The organism is Sporotomaculum syntrophicum, assembly GCF_009932395.1.
Taxonomy (GTDB): domain Bacteria; phylum Bacillota; class Desulfotomaculia; order Desulfotomaculales; family Desulfallaceae; genus Sporotomaculum; species Sporotomaculum syntrophicum.
The window spans coordinates 269385-283747 of sequence record NZ_LSRS01000001.1; the positions used below are offsets into that span (position 1 = coordinate 269385).

A 14363-nucleotide genomic window follows, 5' to 3' on the forward strand; every position below is an offset into this window, starting at 1 on the left:
AACAAGAGGTGTTAATTCTATCAAATAACAGGTTAACAAGTTGGATGCCTGACACCCTATTCTCCTAATCTGATGTATCATCACCAGAAGCAGGATTATGCTCGCTACAATAAAAAACGCCAGCTTCAGCTGTATAAGTTCCATTCGCAGGGCATTCTGGTGTTTCTAGAATGTAACCTCCATTAACCAACATATCAACGTCTGTTGGAAAACTACCTTCATTTGCATTATACATGCTTGAAGCACCATTAAGTGTACGGACTGTAGCAGCACAAGCATTTTTTTCAGCTTTTTCCGTCACATTATTATACACCGGCACCGCAATCGCCACCAAAATACCAATAATCACCACAACCACCATCAGTTCCACCAGCGTAAAGCCTTTCCGGTTCTTCAGCGCATAGCTAATCTTTCTAAACATTCTTTTCACCTCCTTACATGTGAAATTTTATATTATCTCATGCTTCAAACTTAACTGTCTACCCATGTTATACCTGCCAAACCGAATCTTAGACACAATTCGTCATAAATTTTTCAACTACTTATCCAACTTACTATTCGCCACTTATTCTTAATCTTCACTTTCCGTGCTACCGCTACTTCCACCACCCATTTCCCCAATCAAATCCTTTACCAGCTGCACATTATCAGGTGTCTCCTCCACCCAGAGCACGTATTCCGGTTTATCTTTATCTCCCGACAGGTTATTGGAAATATGAAAGTTAGCCAGTGAGATGCCGGATAGCTCGCTCAGCAGGTTTCGCCTGGCATTCAGGCTTTCGTGCGCTCCCGTGCCGGTCACCGTCAGCACGGGTACCCGGGTTTTCTGGCGCGTGGTATCCAAACCGGCCAGCGCGCTGCGCACCGCTGTTTCCATGTTAGGTGGGCAGATGACCAGCAACTCTTTGCCGAATTTTTCGTAGTTATAGGTTACTGTTTTAACATCATCACCGAAGTTAAACATTGACAATCTCTCCGCCGCATAACCGGCAGTAATATTTTTAAACTGGTAAACAAAAACCTTTCGCTTGCCTGCAGCCGTTATATCCAGTTCCTTGACCAGTGTCTCAATTTGCTCCCATCGGGAAAACAGCTCACTGTCAAATACTAAAAGCCTGTTATCAAGCTGTACATATCGTTTTAGTTCAATGCCGACATCCTTAAAGAGTTCCACCACCCGTTCGGTGGGTATCTGGGTCAGCGTGAGAGTTTTATATTCTAATGATAGCTGGCTGTCTCCGGTGTCTACCGCGTAAATCAGCTCTCGCACCTTTTTCAAAACCTGGGCGGTCCCCTGTACCCAGATCAGGTTCTGGTTGGTATCAACTGTAACGGTTACTTGCTCAACTCCCAAAGAGCCGATAAGCTCCTTCATTTTATCCGCCGGCACGTAAAAAAGGCTGAACCTTGTTATAAACATCTGGTCAAAAAAGTTTTCCTGCAATATACCCGGAGAGCCTACCAGCATAATTTGCCCGTTTTGCAGGTAAGTCAGCCCCTGCTCCTCAATAATCAGTTCCATCGCCTGCAAGGGGGTAATATTGTTGGCTTTAAAGTTAATTTCAACGGGCTGCGCATCCACCAGTATAATATCCACGCCCATTTTAATGGCCAGCGCGGACAATACGTCCCGGATATCCACGCCACGAAAATCGAGGGATATACGTTCATTGTTGATGGCAAAAGCCGAGTCCACCGGGTAGTCGGCGGCAGCCAAAGCCGGCAACATATCACCTTTGCCAACGCTCCCGACAACCGGAGCATCGGCAATGGCCGGGCAAGCGAAAAAAAACTGCATAAGGATCACGGCAATGATAATTATTCTACCGGTCATTCGTTACCACCTTCTTCATCCAGCGCGTCAGGTGACTGATTGTCCATTTGATTAGCACCCTGTTCTGCCTGGGATATTGTTTCCGGTTCAGCCGGTTGTTCAGTAACTTGCCCTCTCCCTTGCCCGGAAGTGTTGCCGGGCGCCTGGGCGGATGATTGCTCCGCAGTATCACCGGACGTTGCCTTTTCAGCCGCTGCAGCTTTATCTGCCGGTTGATTAGTTGACGGCTTAACCTGAGCTGCCCGGGAGGTTAAATCCTTGACCCGGCCGTTAAACTCCAGCTGCAGTTTATTAGTGCCCATTTTTATTATCACGGCGCCGCGTTTTATTTCCTCCACCGTCCAACCCCCGGCTATCTCTTCGCCGGGTCCGGTCACAAAAGCTGTGTTCCCCGTTTCAATGATAGCCAGGTTACCGCCATTGCCGCCTGTAATGATACCTTTTAAAACCATGCCACTGCTGAAAGGATCACGTATATCGCGGCTTTCATCCAGCTTACGGCCGGTATCCGGCAAATATGTACTCAGGGCCCCGGGTTCCGGGCTTTTAGCTGTTTTGCTGCCGTTTTGCTGCTGAGTCTGCTCGTCCTGGTTTTTATTAATATAGCTATCGTTTAATTTAAACAGCATAGCCAAAAAAATAAAACAAGCCAGCAAAATAACTCCGCCGGTAATCAGATTTTTTTTATTGTTAACAATAAATTGTCCTAGTTGCTCCCGGTTGATATTGATTTTTGGCATGGTCACGCTCTACTACTCCTTCCGCATCGTTAAAATAAATGAACCTTAATCCGTATAAAATGCGGTAGTCTTGATATTTGCGCTGATACCCGGCGACATTTGGTCGCCCCCTCTCATGGTGAATTCCTCAATACGCAACGCCCGGGGGCCGTTTTGCATGTAGTCCAGCATATCAATCATACCCGTATAATTTATCTTCAAATCAATGGTTACAGGCATTTCCATGTATTTCTTTCGGGTGATATGCTCGGCAAATTGCACTTGCAGCAGATCGCCGCCGGCAGCCGTAGCCATATTGCTGATATCATTAATCAACAAATCTTCCGCCGGGCTCCCGGGAAACGCTTTATTGAACTCGTTTAATTTTTCCTGCATTTGTTCGGCCCGGCTTTCCAACTGTTTTAATCCCCGGTACGATGCTTGCGTTTTGTACAGGGAAGCACGTTCCCGGTCTATGGCGGCATGTCCTTCCTGTAATGCGGTCCACTGGTTGTAAAGCAAAAACATCATAAGTATTATTGCGACAGCTCCCAGGCCAATCGATAGCACTTCCTCACGAGAATAATTTGATTTCTTCACTTAACCACCACCTGCTTTTGCTGCTATTATAGGAATATAATGATCGATTAACCGGCAGGTTGCCCTGAAAGCACACCGGCTTTAATCTCAAAACGGATCACCGGTTCCCCGTTCAGTTCCTCCCTGGAGGAAAACCGGCAATTAACACCAGTTAGCTCCGGTATTTGGCGTATTTGCTCCAGCCACTGCGTCATCGCAATATACTCAAAAGCATAACCCTGAATGGTTAACTCGCCACAGGTCTCGGGTGCCTCCTGGTTATTTGTCGTATTACTGTTGGAACTGGTACTTTGCCTGCCTCCATTCTTTTCATTGGAGTACGAAAGGTCCGACAACCACACGTTTACGGGTATATGGAGCCCTATGTTTTCTAAAACGGACTTCCACGACGGGGGAATACCTACCGCTTCTTTTATTAACCCCTCAGTTTGCTCAATCTGGTTCTGCAATTGGGCATATTGCTGCAAAGCAGGGATTTTACTTTCCAGTTCCGCACGTTCATTGCGCAGCCCGGTCACATCGGCCCGCACCTGAAACGTTGCCAGCACCAGCACGCCATATAACACGATAAAGATCGCCAGTACAGCACCTGCCATCAACAGCGCGGTTCGTTTTTTACGCTCGCTTTCCCACCGGGCTTTAATCTCCGGAGGCAATAAATTTATTCTGACATACAAACGTTATTCCTCCAGTCCGCGCAAAGCCAGGCCGATAGCTACGGCAAAATCCGGTCCTTTACGCTGCAAATCCACATCCTTGACCCGGATGTAGTCTTTGATATTGACCAGCGGGTCAATGATCTCCACCGGCAGCTCAATTTCCGCCTGTAAATATTCGGTCAGCCCCGCCAATCGGGCGCCTCGGCCACTGATAATCAGAGCGTCCACCGCGACCTCTTCGGTTTGGGTCATGTAATAGCCAATTGAAGAGCGTATATCATTAGCCAGTGCCAATTCCCACACGCTCGGCGAACCGGCAGCCGCTTGACCGGTATCCGAGGCATGCTCGCCCGGTAACCGGTTGTCCTGAGCCGACGCAGCCGCCTGGCACACCGCCTGAAGCAGTTCTTCCAACGGCTTGTCCAGCTCACACGCATAAGATTTCAGCGAGTGCGGTATCACCCGGGCAAAGCGCGGTATACCGTCCGTAACCAGAAGCAACGTTGTAAGCCCGTTGGATATGTCGGCCAGCAGCAGGGAACTTTTCAGCCGTTCCGCAGGTAGTGTACGCATTAGTGCCAAAGGAACGGCATCCACCACCCGGGGCACCAGGGCCGCCTTTTGCACCGCCTGCAGGCTTTTATCAAGCAGATCCCGCCTGGCCGCCACCAGCAATATTTGCAACAGGCGGCCGTTGTCACCGTCTATTTCACCCATTACGGCGTAATCTAACACCATTTCATCAGGCGATATGGGCAAGTATTCGCCAGCTTGAAAATGCAATGCCTGGGACAGTTTATTGTCCGGAATTTTGGGAAAGTTGGTCAGCCTCATCAGCACACCCTGGTTGGATATGCCCAGCGTCACCTCACGGCTGCCTATGCGGGCTTTCGCCCACAACTCTTCCAATGCACTCGCAACGGCGTCAACATCGGCTACCACTCCCTCGGACACGGCATCTTCAGGAATCGTTATTTCCCCCGCCGCTACCAGTGATGGGGCATGCTTAACGCCGCTTAAGCTCACCACACGAATAATCCCGGTGTCCAGTTCAAGGCCTACCGCGTCGGCAGACTTAAGTAACTGCATAAGCTCACCAACTCCCTTAATTTTATTTAACATTATAATTATTAAGGCCGTTTTTGGAATAAATCCGACATTATTTTGAGACTTTTATGCAATATTCTGGATACCTTGCGCTGGCTTATGCCCAGTTCCTCGGCTACCTCGTTCTGGGTCATATCCCGGTAAAACAACAGCCCGATTACCTTGCGCTGCAATTCAGACAATTTTTCCAGGGCCTGCCCGAGAACAATGATATCCTCAATGGGTAAGTGAAAACTTTCATATCGCATGCTGTGAATTTGTGATATGTCAATATCGTCGAAAGAAACCAAACCCGCCCGCATGGTTTGGATAACGCCTTCCTCCCGTACGTTTAACGCAGCGGCAATTTCACCGACCTCGGGCACATTGCCGGTTTGTTTGAGGCATTCTTCAATATACTGGTCGATCTTGTTCTGTAAATTGGCGGCCCAGCCCGGCCGGTAATAAGCGGCCTCTTTGCGAATATAGTGCCGGATCTCACCCATAATGTAATGACTCGCAAAGGTGGCAAAGGCTGCACTGCGCTCCGGGTCATAACGTTTAACCGACTTGATTAATCCCTCAAAACCTGCTTGTAATACATCATCTTTTGGCAGGTCCGGGGCATATAATTTGGCAAAATGGTGCACCAGGCGGGAACCTGCCCGCACCACTCGCTGCAAATGCTGTTCATCTGGGCAGCGGAGGTAATCCGCCATAGCTGCTTCAATACTATTTGCCGCGTCCCAAGTTTTCCCCTCCTCAATCATCACTTTACCTCCCTACCGAGGTTACCGCGGTAAATATCGGCAGGTAAATGGCAATTACCATCCCCCCAATAATACAGCCAATTATTATCAGCAGCACCGGTTCCAACAGCGATGTCAGCCCCTTGGTGGTGACAGCCACTTCTTCTTCGTAAAACTCGGCCACTTTGCCCAGTAAAGCGGACAATTCACCTGTTTCCTCACCAATGGCCACCATGTTAATCAACATGGGAGGGAAGAAGCCGCTTTTTTGAAGCAGCACGGCAATGCCTCGCCCCTCTTGAAGGCCGGCTCCGGTCTGCTGAACTGCTTTTGTGATTTGCATACTGCCTGTTGCCGGGCCTGCCGTCTCCAGTGCCTGCAAAACCGGAATACCTCCGGCCAGCAGCGTGGATAGAGTGCGGGAAAAGCTCGCCACAGCGGCCTTTTTAAAAATATCGCCAAAAACCGGCAACCGAAATTTAACACTATCCCAGGCTTTTTTACCGGCGTCATTAGCCAGGTAAAATCGCATTCCCAGCACAACTGCTATAAGCGAACATATATGTATATACCAGTAAAAGCGCAGTGAATCGCTTAGAGCAATCATTATTTTTGTAGGTAGCGGCAAGGGGGTGCCGGGTGGAAAAAAGCCGACAAAAACCGGCACAACAAAAAACAGCATGGCCATTACAACAAAACAGGCGAATAATATTACTACGGTAGGGTAAAAAGTAGCGGCCCGGATATTGTCCCGCAGTATTTTATTGCGCTCCAATTGTTCTGAAAGGCGCTTAAGCATTTCTTCCATAGCACCGCCCACTTCACCGGCTCTGATCATGTCTACGAACATGGGAGAAAACACCTCCGGATACGCACGCAGTGACTCGGATAAACTTATGCCTCCCTCCACATTGCGAGCAATTTCGCCCACAATGTCGCGCAATTTAACATTGTTGGTTTGTTCATGCAAAGTATATAAACAACGCGTCAGCGGTATACCGGCCGAAATCATGGCGGCAAGCTGCCGGCTAAAAAAAGTTATATCTCCTACTTTAATTTTGCAATGTTTGCTGAAGGTTTTTCTTAATGATGTTTCTTTGACCCCGGTTATTTCAACAACAATGTAACCCTTTTTGCGCAGCCGATCGGCGGCCGACTGCTCGTGCTCGGCCTCAATTTTACCGTTTACCGGAACCCCGGCATTGTCAAACGCCTCGTAAGCGTACATAGGCATACTATCATACCTTTCCAACTATAAACGGACAACTATATCATAAAATTCTGGTTGCTCAGCGCCCTCTGCAACTCTACCTTATCCACAGACCGCTCCAGGGCGTTTTCTCTGGTGATAACACCCGACAGGCACAATTCGGCCAGAGCCTGATCCATAGTCTGCATACCCGCGCCACGCCCGGTTTGCATGACACTGTATAGCTGGTGTTCCTTAGCCTCGCGGATTAAATTGCGCACCGCCGGGTTGGTAAGCAGCAATTCCACCGCCGCTACCCGCCCGCGACCGTCTTTGCGCGGTATTAATTGCTGGGCCAGCACTCCTTGCAAAGAATCGGCCAGCTGCTGCCTTATCTGGCTACGCATACCTTCAGGGAATACATCCACTATACGGTGCACGGCCAGAGCCGCCGTCTGAGTGTGCAGCGTAGAGAGCACCAGATGTCCTGTTTCCGCGGCAGTAAGAGCAATGGCAATGCTTTCGGTATCCCTCATTTCACCGATTAAAATAACATCGGGGTCATGACGCAGCGCATGCCTTAACGCAACGGCGAAGGAGTGAGTGTCGCTGCCCACCTCACGCTGCTTGACTATTGATTTTTTGTGGCTGTGCAAATACTCAATCGGGTCCTCGACTGTCAATATGTTTACACTGCGCTGTTCATTTATTGTATTGATTAACGCAGCTAAAGTGGTAGATTTACCACTTCCGGTTGAACCGGTAACCAAAACTAGTCCGCGAGGCAGCATAGCCAGATTTTTAACTGTTTCCGGCAAGCCCAACTCATCCAGACCGGGTATTTGCATAGGCACCACCCTGAAGTTGACTCCCAGAGAACCGCGCTGCCACATAATATTACCCCGGAAGCGGCTGACTCCAGGTATTGAATAGGAAAAATCCAACTCCTTGTTATTTTCCAGCTGTTCACGCTGTTTGGGTTGAAGCAAGGGGAAAACCATCTCTTCAATATCAGACGGCATCAAAGCGGGCATGGAAAGTCTGACCAACTCCCCGTTGACACGCACCACGGGAGGTATGCCGACCGCCAGGTGCAGATCTGAGCCGTACATATTAACTGTTTGAATGAGTATTTCATTTAAATCCATCTATACCACCACCCGAACCAATTCCTCCAATGAAGTAATACCCTGTTTCACCTTCATCAACCCGTCCCGGCGTAGTGTCACCATACCTTCGGAGATGGCGGCATTTCTAATTTCCCGGGACGATTTCCGCTCCAAGATCATGTCATGTATCCTTTCGCTAACAAATAGCAGTTCGTAAATACCGGTCCTGCCCCGGTAGCCAGTATTGCTGCATCGCATACACCCCGCCGGGCGGTACAGCCCGACCTCGGTTTCATTTTCATCGAAAGGGAAGTCTGGAAAATCCGGCATTTTATCTCGCGAAATAGTATAGGATTCTTTGCAATGGGGGCACAGTACCCGCGCCAAACGCTGAGCTAGCACACACAATAGCGATGATGCGGTTAAAAACGGCTCAATACCCATTTCCGTCAGGCGAGTTATAGAACCCGGCGCGTCATTGGTATGGAGAGAGGAAAAAACAAGGTGTCCCGTAAGAGCCGACTCAATAGCCAGTTTGGCTGTCTCCTGGTCCCTGATTTCACCAACCATGATGATGTCGGGGTCGCTGCGCAGTATGGAGCGCAAACCCGTAGCAAAGGTCAGACCGGCCCTGGGATTTATTTGCACCTGGTTAATACCGTCCATGCGATATTCAACCGGATCTTCCACGGTTATAATATTTTTTGCATTCTTGTCAAGCGTAGCCAGGCCGGCGTAAAGCGTTGTACTTTTGCCGCTGCCCGTAGGACCCGTAACGAGAATACAACCATAGGGCCGCCTAATGGCTTCCCGGTATTTATCCAGCACCCCGGGGGAAACGCCCAGTTCCTCAAGAGTTATTATATTGGACGACCGGTTGAGCAACCTTAAAGTCAACCGCTCGCCATAGCTGGCAGGCAACGAAGCCACCCGCACATCGATAGTCTGGCCTTCTATTTTCAAGGACATTCGACCGTCCTGAGGAATCCGGCGCTCGGCTATATTCATATTGGCCATAATTTTTATCCTGGATATTAAAGAGCCGTGCATTGCTCTGGGCAGATGCATAACGTTGTGCAGCACGCCGTCAATGCGGAAACGCACTCTCAAGTTGTTTTCGTATAACTCAATATGCACATCACTGGCTTTGGCCCCCACCGCCTGGGCTATAATCATATTAGCCAATTGTACTGCGGGCCTGGTTGTTTGCTCTTCGGTTTCTATGGTTATATTTTCGTCATCCTGCAGATCATCCTTAACCTGTCCAAAATCCATATTAGCCCGGCTATATTTTTCAATCATGGCTTCAAGTTCACTATCGGGAGCCACTACCACTTTTATATCAAAGCCGGATAGAATGCGCAGGTCATCAATAGCCATAATGTTGTTGGGATGCTGCATGGCCACTACCAGTTTATTATCGCTGAAACCTATGGGCAGGACCCTGTAGCGTTTATATGCCTCGACAGGCAAAGCGGCCACGGCGGCACTGTCAATGACGGTTTCTTCAAGGGAAATAAAATCAACGCCTGAACGTTTGGCAATCACTCCGGCAATGTCATCCTCTGTGCAATACCCCAGCCGGACCAGTGTTTTACCTAAAAAATTTTTTTCCTTTCTTTGAACAACCATCGCCTCGGCTAACTGGTTTTCGGTTATTATTCCTTCACGAATTAACCAAGTACCGAGAAGATTTTTATTGAACTTCATAAAAATTTAACCTCAACATATTTTGAAAGTTTTTCAGCTTCTTTTTAGCTTTATTTTAATATCCAGTAAATATAAAAAAGTGCGCGAACCGGTAAGTTCCCGCACCTAGCTGCCCGGCCGCCATTGTATATACTAACGTATAGTGGTAGTAGGTATATACTTTAGGCCCGAAACTTTGCGTATACTTCTTTCAAAGTATTTGCTATTTTCAGGTCTCTTGGTAAATAAAAATATTTGTAAAGATATTAAAATTATAGATAAAAAAAATACAAATAACAATACAAATAACAATACAAATATTAACAAAGAGACAAATTTCAAGAAAAATTTATGTCCTTGCTGCCACAATAGCCCGGCTGATGTGTTCCTCCGCTGTGTTGGGGTGAATAACCGCCTGGCCGATTTTCACCGGAAGAATGAACGTTATTGCGCCACCGACAGTCTTTTTATCCCCGTGCATGGCTGCGACCAGGTCTGCTCCGGCCAGCTCCGCCGGCACTGTGGTGGGCAAACCGGCCCGGCGCAGCAGGCCGGTGATTCTATCCGCCGCTGCCAGGGTGAGCCTGCCCAGCTGCACTCCCAGCTGCGTTGCCACGGCCGTGCCCATGGCCACTGCTTCGCCGTGGGTGTAACGCCCGAAGCCGGCCAGAGCCTCGATGGCGTGGCCCGCAGTGTGACCAAGATTTAACAGTGCCCGAGCACCCTGTTCGGTTTCGTCTTCTTCCACCACCCGGGCTTTATTGCTGCAGGATTGCTCGATAACATACGCCAGCGCTTCCGGTTTCAGCGCCAGCACCTGCGGCAAGTTTTGCTCCAGCCAGGTGAAAAATTGTTCATCGCCAATGATGCCGTATTTAATCACTTCAGCCAGGCCGGAGCGCAGTTCCCGGTTGTTTAAGGTTGACAGTGTGTCCGTATCCGCAATCACCAACGACGGCTGGTAGAAAGCCCCGATAATATTTTTACCCCGCGGGTGATTTACGGCAACCTTGCCCCCCACGCTGCTATCTACCTGGGCCAGCAGAGTGGTGGGCAGCTGCACAAAAGGTACGCCCCGCATATAGGTAGCTGCCACGAAGCCGGCCAGATCTCCTACTACCCCGCCGCCCAGTGCCACCACCGCCGAGCGCCGGTCCAGGCCGGCGGAAAAAGCGCGTTCATAAAGCAGTTCGGTGCTGGCCAGGGATTTATACTGTTCCCCATCGGGCACCTCAGCCACAGTAACTGTCAGACCTGCCCCCTCCAGGCTCGCGGCCACCCGCCCGGCGTAAAGCGGGCCTACCGTGGTATTGGTAACCAGGAGTACTTGGCGGCCTACAGGCAGCCCGGCAATCAGTTCACCGGCGCGGTCCAGTAAGCTACTGCCGATCATGATGCGATAGGAGCGGCTGCCTAAATTAATTTCTACTTCACTCATCGTAAATAGCCCTTTTGCTCTAAGAATTTCTTTATCTCCTGCAGCATCTCGTCATATGTAAGCTTACCGGTATCCAGGGTAAGCTCGGCTATATCGTAAGCGCCTTCCCGTTCCCTGGTTAGCCTGATAATGTTTTCGAGCAAATTGCCCTTGCTCAGCAGAGGCCGGCGCCTTTTGTTTTTCACTCGCTGCAAAATTACCTGGGGATCCGCATGCAGGCAAATCAGGACCCCGTTTTGTTTAAGTAATTCGACGTTCTCCTGCTCCAGTACCATACCGCCGCCCGTGGCGATCACCAGCCCGGTCTGGCCTGCCAGTTTACGCGCCAGCAACTTTTCCTCCGAACGGAACCTGATTTCGCCGTCGGTGCGGAAAATCTGTTCCACGGTCTTACCGGTTATTTCTTCTATGGCACTGTCCGTGTCGATAAATTTATAGCCAAGTCGCTTGGCCAGCCGCCGGCCCAGAGTAGATTTACCGACACCCATAAAGCCAATTAGCACGATATTTTTTTTCATTGGCATCCTTTCCAGTCGCACAAAGAACGGGTCTTCCCCGGTGGGCGCCTATATACTCTTTTCATACTGTCGATAAGCAGCCACACGCTCTTTTATTTCCCGCATTGTATCCCCGCCAAACTTTTCCAACAATGTAACAGCCAGTTCCCAGGCCACGACAGCTTCACCAACCACACTGGCTGCGGGCACAGCACAGGTATCTGAACGCTCTACTGCAGCGCTGACCGGCATTTTGTTTTTTAAATCCACCGTGTACAGCGGGCGTGACAGGGTAGGGATAGGCTTCATGGCCGCCCGCAGCACCAGCGGAGCACCATTAGACATACCACCCTCGATGCCGCCGGCGTTGTTGGTCTGCCGGTAAAAACCGGAATTAAAGTCGTAAAATATTTCATCATGCAGTTGGGAGCCCCTGATAGCTGCTGCGGCAAAACCGGCGCCCACCTCAACACCCTTGATGGCCTGAATGCTCATCAGCGCCCCGGCCAGACGACCGTCCAACGTGCGGTCCCGCTGGGAGTAGCTGCCCAGGCCTGCCGGCAGGCCGAAAACTTTTATTTCAAAGACCCCGCCCACAGTATCGCCCACATCCTTGGCCTGTTTTATTTCGTTAATCATGGCCTGAGAGGCCTCGGGGTCGGCGCAGTACACGGAAGAGTTAAGAACCGCTCTTTCCAGGTCTTTTGCATTAAGATCCTGTGTCATGGCTTTGACACTGCCTATTTGCACCACGTTGCCTATCAGTTCAATGCCCAGCTCCTCCAGCAGCTGGCGGGCTACCGAGCCTGCCGCCACCCTGGCTGCTGTTTCCCGGGCGCTTGAGCGTTCCAACACATTGCGCATGTCCAGATGCCCGTATTTGATGGCACCGGTTAAATCAGCATGCCCTGGACGAGGGCGGGTGACCTGTTGAGATTCCAAATCAGCATTAGGACCCGAGGCCATCACGTCGCACCAGTTATCCCAGTCCTTATTATTTACAACCAGCGTAACCGGGGCACCCGTAGTCATCCCGCCCCGAACGCCGGAGGTTATCTCAACAAAATCATGTTCTATGCCCATGCGGCCGCCCCGCCCGTAACCACCCTGGCGCCTGCCCAGCTGTAAATCTATGTAACCGGTATCTATAGCCAGTCCTGCCGGAATACCGTCCAGGATAGCGGTAAGGGAAGGTCCGTGGGACTCCCCGGCCGTAAGGTAACGCAGCAAAGCTCATCAATCCTTTCGCATCAAGCTATATCTTTTTTAAAGCAAGTTCTTAAATGCATGACTTTGTCAAGTTAATCGCCTGCCTGCTGGTGGAGAACCTGCCGCATCACAGCCAGGGGAGCCGGCAAGCCTGTCCACGCCTCCAGAGCAAGCGCGCCCTGGTGCAACAGCATACCCAGGCCGTTGGCCGCCGCTGCGCCGTTGCCGGCTGCCCTGACCATAAACGGTGTCTCAGTGGGGTTATAGACCAAATCGTAAGCCAGCTGACCTTTCCCGGGCAGCGATTCGGGCAGCGGCCAATCACGTGCTTCGTGTCCGGACATGCCCAGTGGAGTACAGTTGACCACCAGCTTCGCCTGCCTGGCAAAATCAGCCGCCTCCTGGTCGCTGGCGTCCCATGGCAGCACCCACGCTGTAAAACCGGTTTGTGCATGCAGAGTCTGAGCCAGCGCTATAGCCCGGTTCGGGTGGCGGTTGACCACGGCCAGCTCCGGGCATCCTGCCTTAACCAGGGCTGTTGCCACTGCTCTGGCAGCGCCCCCCGCCCCCAAAATCATGGCCGGTCCCCGGGCAGGATCATAGCCCTGGTCTTCCTGCAACGCCTTAATAAAACCAGGTCCATCGGTGTTGTAGCCAATTAGCCTGCCCTGCCGGTTTACCACTGTATTAACTCCTCCGTAAAGGTTGGCGGAATCGTCCAATTCATCCATATATAGCCTTACAATCTCTTTGAACGGCACAGTAACATTAGCCCCGGCAATGCCCAGTGCCCGCAGGCCAGCAACGGCCTCCGCTATGTATACCGACGCCGTGTCAAAGGGCACGTATACGCCGTTTAACCCCAGCTCGCGCAGCGCGGCTGTTTGCATAGCCGGCGAATAGCTGTGGGCTACCGGGTGACCGATAATACCGTACACCACAGTCCGACCATCGATAACCTGTTCTGCGCTATACTTGTTGTTTTCCATCACCGCACGCTCCCTTCCGCTTGATAACATAGTACTGTTTATCTTTATGTGAAACATGGTTAGCCAGGCGTTTCAGCACGACCTTTTCCAGCCGCCGGTTGATTAACTTGGTGCCCCAGAATTCTTTGCCGGGCATTGGCACCACTAATATGGTAAACATGCCCAGCATATTTCCGCCCAGTATATCGGTAAATATTTGGTCGCCCACTACCGCGGTTTCCTCCGGGGCGGCATCCACCAGGCGGATGGCCCGGATAAAAGCTCGCCGCAGGGGTTTAAAAGCCCTGACCACCCAGGGTATCTGCAGCGACCCGGCCAGCGCGCTTACTCTGCCCGAGCTGTTGTTGGACACAATACACAGCTTAAACCCTTTTTGTCGCATACCGGTAAGCCAGGCCTTTATTTCAGGCGCGAATTCATCCAGGTGCCGGGGTACAATGGTGTTATCCAAATCCAGCAATAACGTTGTAATGCCTTGTTTTTGCAGTTCCTCCGGGTTGATCTCAAAAATTGAGGGGACATACATCTTGGGGTAAAAGATACGCAGCATTTAGCTCTCCTCAGCAGCTTGCAAAGCAGTAATCACTAATTCCATT

General features: G+C 50.6%; 15 protein-coding genes and 1 riboswitch. All 15 genes read right to left on the reverse strand.

Features of this window, described 5'->3' with window-relative positions; all coding sequences use genetic code 11:
* Window positions 1-64 precede the first annotated feature (64 nt).
* The 15 genes from SPSYN_RS16140 to SPSYN_RS01505 all read right to left on the reverse strand — a co-directional run bounded on the left by SPSYN_RS16140 (window position 65) and on the right by SPSYN_RS01505 (window position 14317).
* Window positions 65-421, reverse strand: coding sequence for a competence type IV pilus major pilin ComGC (locus tag SPSYN_RS16140; protein ID WP_279279230.1), 357 nt, complete (start codon window positions 419-421; stop codon window positions 65-67).
* 150 nt (window positions 422-571) lie between these two features.
* Entirely contained in the window at window positions 572-1834 is a 1263-nt protein-coding gene (locus tag SPSYN_RS01440; RefSeq protein WP_161820720.1) for a secretin N-terminal domain-containing protein, read from the reverse strand.
* Window positions 1831-2580, reverse strand: coding sequence for a hypothetical protein (locus SPSYN_RS01445; protein ID WP_161820721.1), 750 nt, complete (start codon window positions 2578-2580; stop codon window positions 1831-1833). Before SPSYN_RS01445 ends, SPSYN_RS01440 begins: the two co-directional genes overlap by 4 nt.
* 39 nt (window positions 2581-2619) lie before the next feature.
* Window positions 2620-3153 (reverse strand): type IV pilus inner membrane component PilO, encoded by a 534-nt coding sequence (locus SPSYN_RS01450; RefSeq protein ID WP_161820722.1) that lies wholly within the window; start codon window positions 3151-3153, stop codon window positions 2620-2622.
* Between the two features lie 47 nt (window positions 3154-3200).
* Window positions 3201-3830, reverse strand: a complete 630-nt coding sequence (locus SPSYN_RS01455; RefSeq protein WP_161820723.1) for a PilN domain-containing protein — start codon at window positions 3828-3830, stop codon at window positions 3201-3203.
* A gap of 3 nt (window positions 3831-3833) precedes the next feature.
* Window positions 3834-4901 carry a type IV pilus biogenesis protein PilM gene (gene pilM, locus SPSYN_RS01460; protein WP_161820724.1) on the reverse strand — a complete coding sequence of 356 codons (1068 nt, stop codon included), beginning with the start codon at window positions 4899-4901 and terminating at the stop codon, window positions 3834-3836.
* A gap of 41 nt (window positions 4902-4942) precedes the next feature.
* Window positions 4943-5668, reverse strand: coding sequence for a sigma-70 family RNA polymerase sigma factor (locus SPSYN_RS01465; RefSeq protein ID WP_161820725.1), 726 nt, complete (start codon window positions 5666-5668; stop codon window positions 4943-4945).
* Between the two features lie 4 nt (window positions 5669-5672).
* Window positions 5673-6881 carry a type II secretion system F family protein gene (locus SPSYN_RS01470; protein ID WP_161820726.1) on the reverse strand — a complete coding sequence of 403 codons (1209 nt, stop codon included), beginning with the start codon at window positions 6879-6881 and terminating at the stop codon, window positions 5673-5675.
* Window positions 6882-6913: 32 nt separating this feature from the next.
* A complete protein-coding gene (locus SPSYN_RS01475; RefSeq protein ID WP_161820727.1) occupies window positions 6914-7984 on the reverse strand; it encodes a type IV pilus twitching motility protein PilT in 1071 nt (356 codons plus the stop codon).
* Complete coding sequence (locus SPSYN_RS01480; protein WP_161820728.1) at window positions 7985-9655, reverse strand: GspE/PulE family protein; 1671 nt, start codon at window positions 9653-9655, stop codon at window positions 7985-7987. It lies immediately after the preceding gene.
* Window positions 9656-9759: 104 nt separating this feature from the next.
* A riboswitch (cyclic di-GMP riboswitch) is annotated at window positions 9760-9869 on the reverse strand.
* A 114-nt stretch (window positions 9870-9983) separates the two neighbouring features.
* On the reverse strand, window positions 9984-11072 hold the full coding sequence (aroB, locus tag SPSYN_RS01485) for a 3-dehydroquinate synthase (RefSeq protein ID WP_161820729.1): 1089 nt from the start codon (window positions 11070-11072) through the stop codon (window positions 9984-9986).
* Window positions 11069-11590, reverse strand: a complete 522-nt coding sequence (locus tag SPSYN_RS01490) for a shikimate kinase (RefSeq protein ID WP_161820730.1) — start codon at window positions 11588-11590, stop codon at window positions 11069-11071. The genes aroB and SPSYN_RS01490 overlap by 4 nt, the downstream gene beginning before the upstream one ends.
* A 48-nt stretch (window positions 11591-11638) precedes the next feature.
* Window positions 11639-12799 (reverse strand): chorismate synthase, encoded by a 1161-nt coding sequence (aroC, locus tag SPSYN_RS01495; protein WP_161820731.1) that lies wholly within the window; start codon window positions 12797-12799, stop codon window positions 11639-11641.
* A gap of 71 nt (window positions 12800-12870) precedes the next feature.
* A complete protein-coding gene (locus SPSYN_RS01500) occupies window positions 12871-13767 on the reverse strand; it encodes a shikimate dehydrogenase (RefSeq protein ID WP_161820732.1) in 897 nt (298 codons plus the stop codon).
* Entirely contained in the window at window positions 13748-14317 is a 570-nt protein-coding gene (locus tag SPSYN_RS01505) for a YqeG family HAD IIIA-type phosphatase (protein WP_161820733.1), read from the reverse strand. Before SPSYN_RS01505 ends, SPSYN_RS01500 begins: the two co-directional genes overlap by 20 nt.
* Window positions 14318-14363: the final 46 nt, after the last annotated feature.